21 protein-coding genes are annotated in these 16,576 nt (G+C 40.2%); 13 read left to right on the top strand and 8 right to left on the bottom strand.

What is annotated here, in order from left to right; translation table 11 throughout:
• The 5 genes from N7E81_RS15400 (at nucleotide 1) to argH (ending at nucleotide 5,341) form a co-directional block, all read left to right on the top strand.
• On the top strand, nucleotides 1–1,128 hold the full coding sequence (locus tag N7E81_RS15400) for an aspartate aminotransferase family protein (protein WP_263050489.1): 1,128 nt from the start codon (nucleotides 1–3) through the stop codon (nucleotides 1,126–1,128).
• Nucleotides 1,125–2,066: an N-acetylornithine carbamoyltransferase gene (locus N7E81_RS15395; protein ID WP_317624052.1), complete on the top strand. Its 942-nt coding sequence runs from the start codon at nucleotides 1,125–1,127 to the stop codon at nucleotides 2,064–2,066. The genes N7E81_RS15400 and N7E81_RS15395 overlap by 4 nt, the downstream gene beginning before the upstream one ends.
• Before the next feature lie 25 nt (nucleotides 2,067–2,091).
• Entirely contained in the window at nucleotides 2,092–2,874 is a 783-nt protein-coding gene (argB, locus tag N7E81_RS15390) for an acetylglutamate kinase (protein ID WP_263050488.1), read from the top strand.
• Nucleotides 2,862–3,941 (top strand): M20 family metallo-hydrolase, encoded by a 1,080-nt coding sequence (locus tag N7E81_RS15385; RefSeq protein WP_263050487.1) that lies wholly within the window; start codon nucleotides 2,862–2,864, stop codon nucleotides 3,939–3,941. The genes argB and N7E81_RS15385 overlap by 13 nt, the downstream gene beginning before the upstream one ends.
• A 65-nt stretch (nucleotides 3,942–4,006) precedes the next feature.
• Nucleotides 4,007–5,341 carry an argininosuccinate lyase gene (gene argH / locus N7E81_RS15380; RefSeq protein ID WP_263050486.1) on the top strand — a complete coding sequence of 445 codons (1,335 nt, stop codon included), beginning with the start codon at nucleotides 4,007–4,009 and terminating at the stop codon, nucleotides 5,339–5,341.
• Nucleotides 5,342–5,414: 73 nt separating this feature from the next.
• Here the strand turns inward: argH and N7E81_RS15375 are convergent, their stop codons facing one another.
• The 6 genes from N7E81_RS15375 to N7E81_RS15350 form a co-directional block, all read right to left on the bottom strand.
• Complete coding sequence (locus N7E81_RS15375; protein WP_263050485.1) at nucleotides 5,415–5,693, bottom strand: hypothetical protein; 279 nt, start codon at nucleotides 5,691–5,693, stop codon at nucleotides 5,415–5,417.
• A 107-nt stretch (nucleotides 5,694–5,800) separates the two neighbouring features.
• A complete protein-coding gene (locus N7E81_RS15370; protein WP_263050484.1) occupies nucleotides 5,801–6,040 on the bottom strand; it encodes a DUF1059 domain-containing protein in 240 nt (79 codons plus the stop codon).
• Nucleotides 6,041–6,058: 18 nt separating this feature from the next.
• Nucleotides 6,059–6,505, bottom strand: a complete 447-nt coding sequence (locus N7E81_RS15365) for a KTSC domain-containing protein (protein WP_263050483.1) — start codon at nucleotides 6,503–6,505, stop codon at nucleotides 6,059–6,061.
• A 71-nt stretch (nucleotides 6,506–6,576) separates the two neighbouring features.
• The gene (locus N7E81_RS15360) at nucleotides 6,577–7,470 is read right to left on the bottom strand and encodes a sensor histidine kinase (protein WP_263050482.1); all 894 of its coding nucleotides are present in this window, start codon (nucleotides 7,468–7,470) and stop codon (nucleotides 6,577–6,579) included.
• Nucleotides 7,467–8,609: an FIST signal transduction protein gene (locus N7E81_RS15355; RefSeq protein ID WP_263050481.1), complete on the bottom strand. Its 1,143-nt coding sequence runs from the start codon at nucleotides 8,607–8,609 to the stop codon at nucleotides 7,467–7,469. Before N7E81_RS15355 ends, N7E81_RS15360 begins: the two co-directional genes overlap by 4 nt.
• A gap of 118 nt (nucleotides 8,610–8,727) precedes the next feature.
• Nucleotides 8,728–10,182, bottom strand: a complete 1,455-nt coding sequence (locus N7E81_RS15350) for an aminotransferase-like domain-containing protein (RefSeq protein WP_263050480.1) — start codon at nucleotides 10,180–10,182, stop codon at nucleotides 8,728–8,730.
• A gap of 88 nt (nucleotides 10,183–10,270) precedes the next feature.
• Between N7E81_RS15350 and N7E81_RS15345 the strand changes: the two genes are divergently transcribed.
• The 8 genes from N7E81_RS15345 (at nucleotide 10,271) to N7E81_RS15310 (ending at nucleotide 14,653) form a co-directional block, all read left to right on the top strand.
• Nucleotides 10,271–10,933 carry a pyridoxamine 5'-phosphate oxidase family protein gene (locus tag N7E81_RS15345; protein ID WP_263050479.1) on the top strand — a complete coding sequence of 221 codons (663 nt, stop codon included), beginning with the start codon at nucleotides 10,271–10,273 and terminating at the stop codon, nucleotides 10,931–10,933.
• 24 nt (nucleotides 10,934–10,957) lie between these two features.
• The gene (locus tag N7E81_RS15340) at nucleotides 10,958–11,470 is read left to right on the top strand and encodes a gamma carbonic anhydrase family protein (RefSeq protein ID WP_263050478.1); all 513 of its coding nucleotides are present in this window, start codon (nucleotides 10,958–10,960) and stop codon (nucleotides 11,468–11,470) included.
• A gap of 3 nt (nucleotides 11,471–11,473) precedes the next feature.
• Nucleotides 11,474–11,953 carry a hypothetical protein gene (locus tag N7E81_RS15335; protein WP_263050477.1) on the top strand — a complete coding sequence of 160 codons (480 nt, stop codon included), beginning with the start codon at nucleotides 11,474–11,476 and terminating at the stop codon, nucleotides 11,951–11,953.
• 1 nt (nucleotide 11,954) lies between these two features.
• Complete coding sequence (locus N7E81_RS15330; RefSeq protein WP_263050476.1) at nucleotides 11,955–12,236, top strand: DinB family protein; 282 nt, start codon at nucleotides 11,955–11,957, stop codon at nucleotides 12,234–12,236.
• A 13-nt stretch (nucleotides 12,237–12,249) separates the two neighbouring features.
• Entirely contained in the window at nucleotides 12,250–12,480 is a 231-nt protein-coding gene (locus N7E81_RS15325) for a DinB family protein (protein ID WP_263050475.1), read from the top strand.
• A complete protein-coding gene (locus tag N7E81_RS15320; RefSeq protein ID WP_263050474.1) occupies nucleotides 12,473–13,003 on the top strand; it encodes an acyl-CoA thioesterase in 531 nt (176 codons plus the stop codon). The genes N7E81_RS15325 and N7E81_RS15320 overlap by 8 nt, the downstream gene beginning before the upstream one ends.
• Nucleotides 13,004–13,251: 248 nt before the next feature.
• The gene (locus tag N7E81_RS15315) at nucleotides 13,252–13,875 is read left to right on the top strand and encodes a DUF6436 domain-containing protein (protein WP_263050473.1); all 624 of its coding nucleotides are present in this window, start codon (nucleotides 13,252–13,254) and stop codon (nucleotides 13,873–13,875) included.
• Nucleotides 13,876–13,885: 10 nt separating this feature from the next.
• Nucleotides 13,886–14,653, top strand: coding sequence for a hypothetical protein (locus N7E81_RS15310; RefSeq protein WP_263050472.1), 768 nt, complete (start codon nucleotides 13,886–13,888; stop codon nucleotides 14,651–14,653).
• 175 nt (nucleotides 14,654–14,828) lie between these two features.
• Here the strand turns inward: N7E81_RS15310 and N7E81_RS15305 are convergent, their stop codons facing one another.
• Both N7E81_RS15305 and N7E81_RS15300 read right to left on the bottom strand, forming a co-directional pair.
• Complete coding sequence (locus N7E81_RS15305; RefSeq protein WP_263050471.1) at nucleotides 14,829–15,596, bottom strand: hypothetical protein; 768 nt, start codon at nucleotides 15,594–15,596, stop codon at nucleotides 14,829–14,831.
• Nucleotides 15,597–15,718: 122 nt separating this feature from the next.
• Nucleotides 15,719–16,450: a hypothetical protein gene (locus tag N7E81_RS15300; RefSeq protein ID WP_263050470.1), complete on the bottom strand. Its 732-nt coding sequence runs from the start codon at nucleotides 16,448–16,450 to the stop codon at nucleotides 15,719–15,721.
• Nucleotides 16,451–16,576: the final 126 nt, after the last annotated feature.

Below are 16,576 nucleotides of genomic sequence, written 5' to 3'. Positions count from 1 at the left end.
ATGGAGAATTATAAAGTATATCCTGTATTTGATATTAATATCGTAAAAGCGAAAGGTGCTTATGTGTGGGATGATCACGGAACAAAATACCTCGATATGTATGGTGGGCATGCCGTGATCTCTATTGGTCATTCGCACCCTAAATATGTGTCTAATATCACTAATCAAGTGAATTCTATTGGCTTCTATTCCAATTCTATTAAGATTCCTGTTCAGGAAGAATTGGCGCATGAACTAGGGGAGTTGTCTGGCTTTCCAGACTACCACTTGTTTTTGTGCAACTCTGGAGCCGAAGCCAATGAGAATGCATTGAAATTAGCTTCATTCGAAACAGGAAGAAAAAAAGTGTTGGCCTTCAAAAATGGTTTTCATGGTCGAACCTCATTGGCTGTAGCCGCAACTGACAATCCTAAAATCCAAGCACCAGTCAACCCTACAGATCATATCGATTTGTTTGAGTTGAATGACTTGGAGGGTGTATCAGCGGCGCTTGCTTCAAATGAGTATGCTGCTGTGCTCATCGAAGGAATTCAAGGTATTGGAGGAATATATGAGCCAGCTCAGGGCTTTTTAGAATCTCTCGAAAAAGCATGTAAAGAAACAGGAACAATTTTGATCCTAGACGAAATTCAGTCTGGGTATGGTCGCTCAGGTAAGTTTTTCGCTTTTCAATATACCAATGTAAAACCAGATCTTATCACTGTAGCTAAGGGCATGGGTAACGGGTTTCCGATGGGGGGCGTATTGATCTCTCCTCGGTTTGAAGCTAAGTTTGGTCAGTTAGGGACTACTTTTGGTGGTAATCACCTGGCATGCGCAGCGGGTTTGGCAGTACTGGATGTAATCAAAGAAGAAGGCCTGATTGCTAACAGCGCTGAAATGGGAGACTATATCAAATCACAATTGGCAGGTGTAAAACAAATCAAAGAAATCCGTGGTAAAGGCTTGCTGTTGGGCTTTGAGTTTGCAGAACCAGTCAAGGAAATCAGATCTAAATTGATTTCAGATTATAAAATATTTACTGGTGCAGCCACCAGTCCAAACGTATTAAGACTTTTGCCTCCCATGGGCATCGGTAAAACAGAGGCGGATACATTTGTGAATGCCCTTAAAGAAATATTATCATGAATTTTTGCTCGATCAACGACGTAGACGACCCCCTAGCGTGGGTAGAGGAAGCGATAGAACTGAAAAAAGAGATAGAGACCTATGGTCCTAAAGTGTATACAGGCAAGTCGATGTGTTTGCTGTTTTTCAACCCTAGTTTAAGGACTCGTTTGAGTATGCAGAAAGCGGCGTTTAATTTGGGTATTCAGTCTTTTATATTCAACTTAAACCAAGAAGGGTGGCAGTTGGAGTTTGAAGACGGTACTGTAATGAACGGCTATACTTCTGAGCATATCAAAGAGGCCGCTGGGGTACTCAGTAGCTATTTTGATGCCATTGGTGTGCGGTCGTTTGCTTCGCTGAGCAACCGAGAAGACGATTACAATGAAAAGGTGTTTAACCAATTCGTAAAGCACTGTACCATACCAGTGATCAATATGGAATCGGCTACCTTGCACCCGTTGCAGTCATTGGCAGATATGATTACAATTAAGGAATTTGCTAAGGTGGAAAAGCCCAAAGTGGTACTCTCATGGGCGCCACACCCGAAAGCTTTGCCACAAGCTGTTGCCAATTCGTTTTCGCAATGGGCAGGACAGATGGATTTCGATTTTGTAGTCACACATCCAGAGGGATATGAGTTGGCTCCGGAGTTTATGAAAGGAGCTACGTTAGAGTATGATCAGCAAAAAGCTTTTGAAGGTGCTGATTTTATCTATGCTAAAAACTGGTCTTCGTACACAGATTATGGTCAGATTTTGTCGCAAGACAAGAAGTGGATGATAGACCAACAAAAAATGAAACTGACCAATCAAGCCAAATTTATGCACTGTTTGCCCGTACGTAGAAACGTGATCGTAGCGGATGAAGTCATAGATAGTGAGGCGTCTATTGTGATGCAGCAGGCGGCACACCGGGTCACTTCGGCCAACTTGGTATTAAGAAAATTGATCGGATAGTCGATCAACTAAAAAACGAAAGGAAATGGAAAAGCTGACGGTAGTAAAGATAGGAGGAAAAGTCATCAATGAGGAAGCAGCGCTGGATGCGTTCCTTAAAAAATTTGCACTCATCAAAGGGAAGAAAATTCTCATTCATGGCGGGGGAAATATAGCCTCTGATTGGCAAAGAAAAATGGGGGTAGAGCCCAAGATGATTCAAGGTCGTCGTATTACCGACAAGGATACCATTGAGGTCGTGACTATGATCTATGCAGGATTGAACAAAAAGATAGTAGCGAAGCTTCAAGGACTTGATAATCAGGCGATCGGATTGTCTGGTGCTGATTTGAATGTGATCAAATCTCATAAGCGAATGAATTTGGTGATTGACTACGGCTATGTGGGTGATATAGAGGGGGTTAATGCTGGTGTAATAAATGCATTAATGAACTTGGAAGCTACGCCTGTTGTATGCGCTTTGACGCATGACAATAGTGGTCAGCTACTTAATACGAATGCTGATACCATTGCTTCTGCTGTGGCCACGGGAATGAGTGAATCTTATGATGTAGATCTGGTCTACTGCTTTGAACAACCAGGAGTTTTGAGTGATTTTGAAAACAAAATAGTCATTCCTGTAATTGTAAAAAAGGACTATGACGGGTTGAAAAATAGCGGAACCATCAGCGATGGTATGATTCCTAAAATAGATAATGCTTTCGCTGCGATAGATGCAGGCGTAGGTCAGGTTAAAATCTGTCATTTTGATGCTATCGATACGGTACATGCTGCTGAGTATAGCGGAACTGTGATATGCCAGAAGTAGCCCATACATACGATCCCCGAACCCAAGAAGCAGTAGCTTTGCTTTCTGGTATGATTGAGATTCAATCGTTTAGCAGAGAAGAAAATCAAGTAGCTGATTTTGTAGAAACTTATTTTACACAGAAAGGCTTGAAGCCTCACCGAGCAGGTCATAATCTTTGGCTGAAATCAAAGTATTGGGATGATGCCAAGCCAACCATACTGCTCAATTCTCATATGGATACCGTGAAACCAGCGGCATCGTACACACTAGATCCATTCAAAGCACAAATCATTGATGGCAAGCTCTATGGCTTGGGAAGCAATGATGCGGGTGGGCCTTTGGTGTGTTTGATTCAGGCTTTTTTACATTATCAATCGAAAGAAAATTTACCATTCAATTTGATTCTGGCGGCTACGGCTGAAGAAGAAATATCAGGAGCTAATGGGGTGGCTTCAATACTGCCTGAGTTGGGTACGATAGATTTGGGTATCGTGGGAGAGCCTACGCTTATGGATATGGCTGTGGCCGAAAAAGGACTGATAGTAATAGACTGTGAGGCAAAAGGAGTGAGTGGTCATGCAGCCAGAAACGAAGGAGAAAATGCTATATACAAAGCCCTTGCGGAAATAGAAAAGCTCAGGAATTATGAGTTTGAAAAGGAGTCAGCCTTTCTCGGGCCGATTAAAAAGACGGTCACCCTTATAGAAGCGGGTACGCAGCACAATGTAGTGCCTGATAGCTGCAAGTTTGTGATAGATGTGCGCACCACTGATGCCTATAGCAATGCAGAAACGGTAAGGATATTAGATGAACTATTGGATGTAGAGGTGAGACCTCGTTCAATAAGACTCAATTCATCTGGCCTGCCTTTGGATCACCCCATTATCAAAAAAGGGGAATCTATGGGCATGAAAAAGTACGGGTCGCCTACTTTGTCGGATCAGGCTTTGATGCCATTTCAGACCATCAAGATTGGCCCTGGTGATTCGGCTAGGTCACACACTGCGGATGAATATATTGGAGTAGATGAAATAGAAGCGGGTGTGAAGGGGTATATAGAATTGTTGAAGAATTTGAAGTTGTAACACAGTTTATAGTCGTCGGTTTGTCATTTGTGAATCATCGACTATCAACTATCGAATAAAAGAATATGAAACTCTGGGATAAAGGAACCAACGAAGTATCAAAAGAAATAGAAACCTACACTGTAGGTCGTGATCGTGAACTTGATTTGCTTTTAGCACCTTTCGATGTGTATGGTTCTATGGCGCATGCTACGATGCTTGAAAGTATTGGGTTACTGACTAACTCTGAATTAGATCAGTTGTTGGGGGAGCTCAAAAATATTTTGGGAGTGATTCATGCAGGTGATTTCGTGATCGAAGATGGTATTGAGGATGTACACTCTCAGGTAGAGCTTCTGCTTACGAGAAAGTTGGGTGATGTAGGTAAAAAAATTCACAGTGGTCGCTCTCGAAATGATCAAGTCTTGGTGGATTTACGTCTCTTTATTAGATATGAGATCCGGACGATCACAGAACTGGTAGAGGAGCTGTTTACTACTTTGAACGATCTCAGTAAAAAGCATAAAGAGATTCTAATTCCTGGCTATACGCATTTGCAGGTGGCTATGCCATCTTCTTTCGGGTTATGGTTTGGGGCATATGCCGAGAGTCTGACTGATGATCTACAGCTGCTTTTGGCGGCTTATAAAATCGCGAATCAGAATCCACTAGGATCTGGGGCGGGTTATGGGTCTTCGTTTCCTTTGGATCGTAAGATGACCACAGAGCTGCTAGGTTTCGAGGATCTGAGCTACAATGTGGTTTATGCTCAAATGAGCCGTGGAAAAGTAGAAAAGTCAGTGGCATTCGCGATGAGCAGTATAGCGGCCACGCTTTCGCGAATGAGTATGGATATTTGCTTGTATAACTCTCAGAATTTTGGTTTCTTAAAACTACCAGTAGAGATGACTACAGGTTCTAGCATTATGCCTCATAAGAAAAACCCCGATGTATTTGAGCTCATCAGAGCCAAAATGAACAAGTTGCAGGCATTGTCTAATGAGGTGACGTTAATCACTACCAATCTGCCTTCTGGGTATCACAGAGATATGCAAACGATCAAAGAAACCTTCTTGCCAGCTTTCGCTGAATTGAAATCAACCTTGGAGGTTTGTACGTTTGCAATGAAGAATATTGAGGTGAAAACTGATATCATCAACGATCCTAAATACAATGACCTATTTAGTGTAGAAGAGGTTAATCGCTTGGTGAATGAAGGTGTGCCATTCAGGGATGCTTACATCCAAGTAGGTAAAGCTATAGAAGCAGGAGGGGGGAGTTTGGATAAGACTGTCAATCACACGCACCTAGGCAGTATTGGCAACCCAGCTAATGACGAAATAGCTGCTAAACTCAATCAGACACTCAAGGGGTTTGATTTCGGAAAGTCGAAGCAGGCTATTGCAAATTTGATAGCATAAACGCCTGATTAGGCTAAACGAAATTTGCGACAAAAGAATAAATAAAACGAATAGGTAATCCCTATTCGTTTTTTTATGCTACTTTCTTTTTAGCTTCTTCTTTAGCTTTTTTAGCGGCAGCTTTGGCTTCTTCTTTAGCTTTCTTCTCAGCTGCTTTTTTAGCTAATTCCTCTTCTTTTATTCTCCTTTTCTCAGCCAAGACAGCTTGTCTTGCTTGCTCTTTTTTTACTTCCTCTGCAAGTTTGAGGGATTTGTACAACCCTTCTTGAGATTCCTTAGCGATTTTGGCCATGTATTCTTTTGGTTCAGATTGGAATAATCCACTAAAGAAGGCACTTATTGATTTAAACATGGTGAATATTTAATAGTCTGATTTACTAAACACAATAATAAAACCTCTTGTGCAAGAAAAGAAAGAGGTATTCAATTATTTCACTTTATAGGTAGATCTGCTTCAGCTTAGTCCATATCTGGGAGTGCATCAAATGCTTTGCGTTTCATGGCAAACCATTCTTTCATGGCCTCTGGAGATTTCATTAGTTCTACTATTTCTGCCATTTTGGCCAAGTGAGCCTCGTCACCTTGTGCATGCATGTCTAGCCCGTGTTGTTTGCTCAGCTGAGCCATTTCCTCGAAAGTATCTGCACGAAATGCTAAGTCGCATGCGCCACCCAGCTGCTTACAAGTCATTATTTTCATATTGCTAATCGTTTTGGCTTAAGCCAATTCAGCATCCTTCTTCGACTTTCTGTATAGAAAAGAGTTGAAGATATTTCTTTTAGCAAAACGATATTGCTTTTCCGCATTCACAAATTTGATGTACAGGTTTCTATTCACTCCAAAATATTCGTAGGTAGTTCCATCTGTAAATGACACCTCTAGTAATAGCCCTTTGTGTTTGAAATCTGCAATACCAGAGGTAGTAGTAGTGAGTGTGTATGCTTCTAAATTAGCTTCTTTGGTCTCGGGGGCAATACTCACTAAGAAATGATAGGCGTCTATGATTTGCTGACTTTTGATTTCAGCCTCAGCTTTTTTTTCTTCGTCTTGAAATTTGTCAGGGTGCCATTCTTTTACCAAATTTCTATATGTGCTTTTTAGCTGCTTCAGATCCGTGTCTGCATCTACGTTAAACAGCGTTTTGTATTCTTTGACTCGCTTCATATGTGTGCTTGTTATCGAGGCGCAAAGGTAGGTATTAATTGGGCTAAATACGGGTATAGCTCGGGTGCAAATTATTTATTTGCTAAAGTGTCGAGAGTCATGTTGGGGATAGTTACTACGAATTTTGTTCCTACATTGTAGGTAGACTCTACTGTGATCTTTCCTTTTAGCTTTTCTAGTGTTTCTTGTACGATGTAAAGACCAAGACCAGAGCCTTTGGCTTCGGGAGATGCTCGGTAAAACATGTTAAAAATATGGTCTAAGTATTGCTCTTCTATGCCAATGCCATTGTCTTCTATTTCCACTTTTAGTTCGTTGGGATTGATTTCAGCTTCAATATTGATGAAACTATCCTCAATATCTGACTTTTGATATTTGATGGCATTAGAAATCAAATTATTGAAAATGATTGAAAGTCTACGGTCGTCGCTATAGAGTTTGGTGTGTTCATCGACATTGATCAGTTTGAGTAGGGTGGAGCAGCCTGGCATATAATTGAGATGCTTAAAGCTGTCATCAATCAAAGTAGTGAAATCTACTGCGGTGCAATTGATGTCGAGCCGGGTGTTGCGAGAATAATCGATAATGTCACTAATGAATCTATCTAGCTTAACAGTGCTGTCTCTCAGTAGTTTAAGGTATCCTTTGATGTCGTATTGTGTGTTCTCATTTTCGATGATATTGAGTAGCCCCAAAATAGACAAGAGCGGGGCTCGTAGGTCATGAGATGTGCTATAGACAAACCGATCCATTTCTTCATTTAGCTTTTTCAGGTCTGAATTCGAATTCATAAGTTCGTCTGAACTTAGATCCATGACACGTTCTACCAGCTTTTGATCACGTTCAAATGTGTCGTAAAATTTGCTAATGCTATCAAAGAGTGGGGACAATTCCTTCGGAATATCTTGGCCATTGGCATACTTATGAATCTGGCGGTTCAATATTTTGTTGTAGTCAGGCTTCATGCCAATTCTTTAAAAGTAGTTATCGTCATGGTGTGATTGTGGAGCTCGCTTTTTTGGTTTTTGGCCTGAGGGGCTATTTCCCCATAAGAATAAAACCCCGTAACAGGTATGGGGCTGCCAAGTCCCAAGACAATAGCTTCTACTTCCTGATCGATCCAGTCTTGCAAGATAAATTGTCGGCCTGAACAGCTCACACATAGTGCAAGATCTGGAGGTGATGACTTGAAGGGTATAACACTATTCTTAGCAGCCTCTTCTGCCGAGTCGAGCAAAGAGTTGATATTAGAGCGCATCATTCTTACTTTGATGCCCTCTGGCATTTCACCAGCAAATTGCGCTCCTCCATTTTCAGGGTTATAGCTCAAAAATGACCTCATGATTCGTTCGTTTCCATTTTCGGCTTTGATTCCGAGTGGAAACATTCTTATGGCCTCTTCTATATTTACAAATAAACCTTCTAAATACTTTTTGTAAAAGTCCAATATAGGTTCTTCATTGAGCTCAAATAAAATATTATTGGTTGACTTAGTGATAAATCGCTCAGGGCCAAATGGTGTCCAGCCAGATTGTGAAGCGTATCCAATTTGAATATGTGAGCCATAAAATCCAATACCGATGACTTTTCCCGTTTTTCCTATGGTATTCAGCCCAGTATAAGTTGCGGCAAAGGGATCGTAGCTTCCGGCTAATCCTCCAGTAATAGGAACGGATTCGGACAGGTTGAATTGAAGGCCTGTGAGCAGGTGAGATCCATTTATTTCTTTGCCATCAGAAAAAATGAGCAAATTTGAGAGATTATCCTTTTCGATTTGGGCAGAAATATGAGCTCCTGCATCGAAGCTGTCTTTCACATCAGCCAGATTGATTTCTAAGGTCTTTATTTGGGTTTTTTCGAAATGAATGGCAGTTACATTCAAGGTGTGTTGTTCTACTTTGCCTGCTAGTATCTCACCAGAACCAGAGCTGACTACTATTTCAGCTTTTGGGTACAGCGTTCTTATTTCGTCAAAGCGCTTTTGATCTTGTACTAATGTTGTAGAGCCAAATACGAAAACTAGATTCGCTCGATCGCCTAATTGATGATTGGAAAGAATTTTCCAATTCTCATTTTTACTCCATTTTCTTTGTTCTACTAGCATTCAAATACCTATTCGTCAAATAATTGATCCATAGCGTGTAGTTTAGAAAGACGATTGAAATATTAAATATATCACAAGATATTTAAACAAATGGAGTTTGATTCGAATAAGCAATAATTTATTTAGACAAGGAATCTTCATGAGGTAATAGTTTTTGAATAGCAGCAATAAGTAGGGCGGTGTTGGTTGCCACTTCTTTCAGGTTCATAGAGGCAAAGCCCAGACGACAAGCATTTTGCGTATGTTCATATAGATCTATCTTGAGTGAGAGTTTGTGTTTTTGTGCCGATGCGATCAGCGCTGAGATTTTAATGTTTTTAAATGTGACCCAAACAGCCATTCCTCCAACAGGTATTTCAAAACTAACTTCTTCTTTTAGTCCCTTTCTTAATAGTCCGCAAAATAAATCTCTTCGTGCCTGATAGGCTATAACCGCTTTTTTCAATGATCGGTCAATTTCGTTGTTGGCTAATAATTCGGCTAATGCTCGTTCTATAATAGGGTCTCCCATTTTATCGATCAACATTCTGCGTTGTCCACAGGATTGGATAATTGTAGAATCCGCATACATGTACCCAATACGTATCGAGGGTACTAAAATCTTGCTAAACGATCCTATATAGATGATACGGCTATTTTGATCTATGCTTGCTAGTGGCAAAATGGGCGAACGTTCGTAGTGATAATCATAATCGTAGTCATCTTCGACGATATAAAAGTTATATTGTTCGGCCAATGCGAGTAATTGCATTCGCTCCTCTACAGGCATAGTTACCGTGGTGGGGTATTGGTGATGCGGAGTGACATAGAGTGCCTTGATGCTTTTCTTTTTTACTTCTTTTTCTATCGCCTGTAGATCTAGTCCTTTGTGAGTGATTGGTACTTTCACTAGTTGGCCTCCTACTGCAGTTATAGCGCGATCTGCAGAGTGATAATTGAGTTCGCCCACGATCACCAGATCACCAGGGCTAACCAATTGGGCGAATGCCAAGTAGATAGCCATTTGACTGCCTCTTGTAATGAGAATGTTGTCGGAGGATCCATTGATTGCCCGTGTAGTAGATAGGTGTTTGGCTAGATTTTTTCTCAGAGTAGCCTCACCAAAGTAGTGATTGCCTAGCAATACGGATTTGCCTATTACTCCTTTAGAGACTGAGCGAGCTGTTTTTAGTAGTAGGTCTATAGGGGCAAGGCGATAGTCTGGTGTACCATCGTCTATTACGTGTTCTCCTCTTGAGATCTCATATTTGGATGGAGTTGGTTCTTTTGCCGTTTGCACCATACTACTTTGCCCTAAAGCTTGCTGCTTGATCTCAGGAAGTGATGCTTTGATGAAGGTGCCTTTTGCAGGTATAATTTCCATCCACCCCTGTGCCATGAGCTCATCATAGGCCTGTAGAATGGTTTTTCTGTTTACTTCCAGGGCTTGCGCCAATGTTCTGCTACCTGGCATTTTCAATCCTTTTGAAATTCGACCTTTCATGATCTCATTGATTATCGCATCTGATACTTGGAGGTATACTGGGCGAAGCTCATTCCTATTGAGTGTGATTATAGATTTCCACGGAAGCATATCTGGACCATTAGATTTGTGAAAAATGGACTACAATGATAATCCAATGGTTACATACTTTTGAATTGAAATTTAAAAAGTATGTCAGATGGAACAGTTTGAAAAAAACAACAAAAACAAAATCGTGCGTGGAGCAAAGCGAGCTACATATGACAAGCAGCAGATTTTTTCTATTCTCGATGCTGGTTGTATTTGTCACATCAGTTTTGTGATAAATGGAGAACCGTTTATTATTCCTACGGCTTATGGTAGAGATGGGGAGTTTATATATGTGCACGGTTCGATAAAAAGCCGTACGATGAAAGCAATGACGAAAGGAGTGCCTGTGTGTATGGCCGTTACGCATTTAGATGGTTTGGTATTGGCTCGTTCGGCCTTTCACCACTCAGCTAATTATCGATCTGTGATACTATTTGGTACAGCCAAACAGGTGGAATCCAATACGGATAAAAACCATGGGCTATTTGTAATCACCGAAAACATCCTTAAAGGTAGGTGGGAGGAATGCCGACTACCGAGTCAAAAGGAACTAGACATTACTGCAGTTTTAAAGTTCAAGATAGAATCAGCTTCTGCCAAAATCAGAACTGGAGGCCCTGTAGACGAACAGGACGATTATGCCCTCGATGTATGGGCAGGTGAGTTGCCTATTATCACTAAATACGCATCACCTGTTGCAGATGAAAAATTGCGAGCTGACATAGCAGTAAGCAATGCGGCCATACTTGCATGGCAAAACGCAAACGGATAGATTTGTTAGAAACAAATCAAGAAAATGGGTTTAATCAGAACACTAAAAGGCATAACGCCAAAATATGGAGTAGACTGCTGGTTTGCTGAAACAGCAGCAGTGATTGGGGATGTAACTATGGGAGACCATTGCACCGTGTGGTACAATGCTGTGGTGAGAGGGGATGTCAATTCAATAACTATTGGTGATTATACGAATATCCAAGATGGAGCCGTTATTCATTGTACCTACCAAAAAGCAGCCACTGTGATCGGTAATCGAGTGTCTATTGGACACAATGCGATTGTACATGGTTGTACCTTGGAAGATAATGTGTTGATAGGTATGGGGGCTATCGTGATGGATCATGTGGTCGTACAGAGTGGTTCGATTATCGGTGCGGGTGCTATTGTGCTAGAAGGTACCATTATAGAACCTAACTCTATTTATGTAGGGAATCCTGCACGAAAAGTAAAGGAAATAGGAGAGAAGGGTCGAGGCATGATCGAGCGTACGGCCGACAATTATGTAAAATATGCTGGATGGTTTAACGAATAACTTATGAAAAGCCTAACTGTTACTTTGCTGATGTGTCTTTTTTCTTGTGCTGCTTTTGCGCAGACCATGGAAGATCGAGTGACGAACTATTTGGAGGTTTTTTTAGAAGAAAACAAAGGAGCAATGACCAAAGCGAAATTGTCCAATACGAGATGGGCCACTACAGATGCAATGGGAGGTAAATCAATAAGTTTTAATTCCAATGGGCGATTTGTGTTGAAAACGAATGGTTTTCAGGCTTTAGAAAATAAGCGAAAAGGGAAGTGGTATATAAACAACGAGTATGTAGTCCTAGAAGAAAAAAAAGAAAAAACGCCACTTTATGTGTTGAAAAACGAAAATCAGATGATGCTAGTGGGTGATGAGCAGGTAGATATACTCAAGCAATTGCTTGTCGAAGCGTCTTATAAAGATGGGGCATTAAAACCTTATAGTTACGAAGAGATTTTCACGTTCTTAAATGGTATGATCGTTCAAAATTAATATGAAAATAGAAAAACCTTTGGCTAGTGAATATGATCCGTTTTATGCTGGCTATATTCAGTCTGTAGCTGAGTGGGATGTGATGGAAATGATCAAAGATCAAAAGGTAAATTTTACTAAATTTATCCATGATCTTCCTCCAGATAAACATGACTATGCATATGAAGAAGGTAAGTGGAGTATTCGACAAGTCGTGCGTCATTTGATAGATGCGGAGCGAATATTTGGCTATAGAGCCATGACTATTGCCCGTGGTGATCGGGTCAGGCTTCCTGGTTTTTGATGATCATCTATATGTGCAAAAGGCAGATGATTCAAGCATTAGTATAGAAGAGTTGTTGGAAGAGTTTGTGAGTATGAGAGAAGGACATATTCGAATGATTGCTAATCTCCCTGCTTCTGCATTAGTTCAAATGGGTAATGCTAACGGTTCGGATATTTCAGTTCGAGCGATTATATTTATTATTGCAGGCCACTTAGCCCATCATAAAAAAATTATCACCCAAAGATATCTTACCCATGTTTGAATTTGACCCTTCGAAGAAGTATCAAAAAACCACAAAATCAAGATCGGTGATCCGATTTCAGGATTGTGATCCATTGAAACATTTGAATAATGCCAAGTATTTCGATTACTTCTTTAATGCCAGAGAAGACAAAGTACCTAAGCTATATGGTATGCAAATGTCAGAAATCTACAAGGCCTTTGATGCCATATGGGTGGTGTATAATCATCAAATTGCATATATCAAATCTGCAGGAATGGGAGAGTGGGTCAAGATATTTTCTAGAATCATCTGGTACAATCACAACACCCTAGTGGTAGAGTATTTTATGACCGATGATGACGAAACGGAATTGAAAACATTGCTCTGGACCAAACTGCGCTATGTAAACGAGCGAGGCAGATCCACTACACACCCTGCCAAACTGGTTGAATTTTTATCTGCAGTAGCTTTCGATGATATAGATTACGAAGACATAGACTTTGATATGCGTGTTCGTCAGGTCAAACAAGAGATTGCCAATTCTGCCATTAAAATTTTCTAGTCAAAGCTATACCCGAGATGATTTTTTGAATAAAATCAAATGAAGGAGTATTGTATAACATACTATTTGCACTACTTTTGAGCTAAGCATTGAGAATTTTTATTAACACTTCTACTTTTACCGTCATCAAAGACGGTAAAATCTATCTATCCTTTTTTTATTAGGCCAGCCCAACCTGTAGTTGCTGCATTTGCTATTTAGCAAATGCCAGTAGTATGAATCTATATTTTATTTAATACAGGGAAAACTTGAATAATTTAGCAAGAAAAGCTTTGGCCGCAGTCTTCATGCTTTTCATCATGAGCATCATTGCTTGGTTGTTTTGGAAGCAGGAGTTGCAATACACACTGCCTACGCCAGTACCACCCAACTATAAAGTAGTCTATGTGAACGAATCCGTGCCGCTGGACAATGCTGCTATAGCACCTCTTCAATACCCTAAATTTTATCATTTCTTCAAGCCAGATTGTCCTTGCTCTCGCTTTAACGTCAAGCATTTTAATTATCTACAGAGTCAATTTGCTAATGATGTGGATTTTGTGGTAGTGATACCAGAGGGGGCTGAAATGTCTGATGCGGTAGATTACTTTGATGGCAAGATTCAAGTGATGGAAGACGTAGGGGATAAGTTGGCGAATGGCTTTGGCGTTTATTCTACACCTCAAGCAGTGATAGTAAATACAGATGGAAAACTCTATTTCCGTGGCAATTATAATAAAGCTCGGTATTGTACTGATGCCATGAGCAACTTTGCTCAGATGGCTTTAGATTCATTGATGTCCAATAAACCAGCACCCAAATTTGGCCCACTTGCTACAGTGTCTTATGGGTGTGGCCTACCGAAAGATGATTTTAATTTATTAAACTTTTAAACTTTAAAAAATGGAGCTAGCTTCTTTGACGGACGTTCAAATTGAAAACGTTTTCAAGCCAATTTACAAAAAAGCCGATGAGTATATGTTCAAGATTCTCCTTGTACATGTCGGTATATCCTTCTTTTTGGCTTTGTTTTATGACACTTGGCTTCTGGCTGTGTCTGTAAGTACACTGTCTTTAGTGGCTTGGTTTGGTGTGAAAGCCATATTGCCAGAAGGGAACGCTCATAGGTATGTGGCGAGCTTATTTCTGGGTATTTATGTAGGGTTGTTTATCTATCAGATGCATGGAATGTTTGAGATGCATTTTTTCGCTTTTGTAAGCGCAGCTATTTTGGTTATTTATCAAAACTGGAAACTACAGATACCCCTGTTGTTATTTATAGTTGTGCACCATGCGTCTTTTGCATATGCTCAGTTTAGTGGTATGCAAGAAGTTTATTTTACACAGTTGCAATATATGGATTTGCAGACGTTTATTTTTCATGCTGTGCTATTTGCTACTGTAGTAGCCGTGTGTGGTTATTGGGGATATTCGTTTAGAAGAAATACGATCACAGAAGCGCAACAAAAGGAGACACTGAGCTTGGCCAATAAGAAAATCGCTCAGGATAATGTGATCTTGAATAAAGCGAGAGTATTGTTGAAAGCAAAAAATCAGCAATTAAACAAATCGAATGAAGAGTTAGAGAGTTTCAATGATGAATTGATGAAAACTACTCGAAAGCAGATGGAAATCAATGAAAAGTTGGCAAACTTGAAGCTAGGTGACTGATTTATTTAATCAATCCAAAGTAAAGTAGAAGGCGATCACTTCCTTGCTGTTCAAAGGTGTCAATTCTTTTACCAGCGAGGTGTTTGATCGCTTTGAAATGAAAAAGTAATATAAACAGAGGAATTGCAAGCGGGTGTGTTTCGATTGCTACATGCGTTCGAAACGCCTTTTCTTTCTAGTTTCTCTGATTCTTTACCACCTTGAAATCATCCAAGAGCCAGTGATTATCTTCTTTGATATAGAAGAATAAGAAAAATTTGTTTGAACGAAGACCACTAGACTGGAGGATATAATAAGGCACAGCCATGATGGCGCTTGATGTGCTGGGAAATGAAACCATCTCCATCAAACAGTTTTGAACTGAATCGGCACTAACATCAACAGCTATACCATCATCATTTTCCTCAATAAGCCGGCCTTTAATGCCATGTTCATACTCTAAATATTCTCTGTAGGAATGGAATTGCTCCTGATACAGCTTTTCCAATTCATAAGTTACAGAATCCTGAGACATTAATCCTGCGAGATTCATAGGGTTTGTAGCAGTTTTACAGCGCTGGATTAATGAAGTCTTAAAGTTCTCGGTTAATAAATTTGTCTTTGCAATAGAATCTGGCAAGTGCTTGTTAAGATAAGTTACAATGGCACTGTCAGCTGGTTGGTGAAAATATCCTTTCATTTGCCAAACATTGGTAGGGATTTCATTAGTAGAGCCATACCATTTATTCAGATTTATATAATTATTACTCATCTGATACCATTGGTCTATATCTTTGTACGTAGTGATTACAGTTTCTTTTAGTTGTGCTTGTTCTTGGTTTTTCCAATGGGTGCTATCTGGGGAGTAACTATAATTCGCCAAGTCCAAATGATCGTTTGGAGTGCATGAACAGCATAGCATTACACTCGCAATGAACGCAACGATTGTAAGGTGTTTTTTCATCTCTTTTTGTTTTTAGCGTAGTCTTTTTCTGTATTCGATACGGCTAGGTCTGTCAATTCAAAATGCCACGTTTCATCCCAGCCACCCGCTCGGACTACACCAAATTAGTGAGGAATGCTTCTTTAGTGATCCTCAGTTACTATGAAATTATCCAAGAGCCAGTGATTATCTTCTTTGACATAGAAGAATAAGAAAAATTTGTTTGAACGAAGACCACTAGACTGGAGGATATAATAAGGCATAGCCATGATGGCGCTTGATGTGCTTGGAAATGAAACCATCTCCATCAAACAGTTTTGAACTGAATCGGCACTAACATCAACAGCTATACCATCATCATTTTCCTCAATAAGCCGGCCTTTAATGCCATGTTCATACTCTAAATATTCTCTGTAGGAATGGAATTGCTCCTGATAGAGCTTTCGCAATTCATAGGTTACAGAATCCTGAGACATTAATCCTGCGAGATTCATAGGGTTTGCAGCAGTTTTACAGCGCTGGATCAAGGCAGACTTGAAGTTCTCGGTTAATAAATTTGTCTTTGCAATAGAGTCCTGCAAATCAGCATGCATGTATTCTAAAATACTTGAATCCGCATCTCTCATCATGCTGATACCACGCATTCGCCAGTTATCGTATAAGGCAATGTTTCGATTAGTCAACCTGTACCATTTGTCTATATCTGCATACCCAACGATCACAGTTTCTTTTAGTTGTGCTTGTTCTTGGTTTTTCCAATGGGTGCTATCTGGGGAGTAACTATAATTCGCCAAGTCCAAATGATCGTTTGGAGTGCATGAACAGCATAGCATTACACTCGCAATGAACGCAACGATAGTAAGGTGTTTTTTCATCTCTTTTTGTTTTTAGCGTAGTCTTTTTCTGTATTCGATACGGCCAGGTCTGTCAATTCAAAATGCCACGTTTCTCCTGCGCCTCCTGCTCGGACTACTCCAAACTGGTGAGCGATCAAATCTATT

This window comes from Reichenbachiella carrageenanivorans (genome assembly GCF_025639805.1).
In the GTDB taxonomy this organism is placed as follows: domain Bacteria; phylum Bacteroidota; class Bacteroidia; order Cytophagales; family Cyclobacteriaceae; genus Reichenbachiella; species Reichenbachiella carrageenanivorans.
The sequence above is the reverse complement of the archived record's forward strand: the minus strand, read 5'-3'. Positions and strand labels throughout refer to the sequence as shown.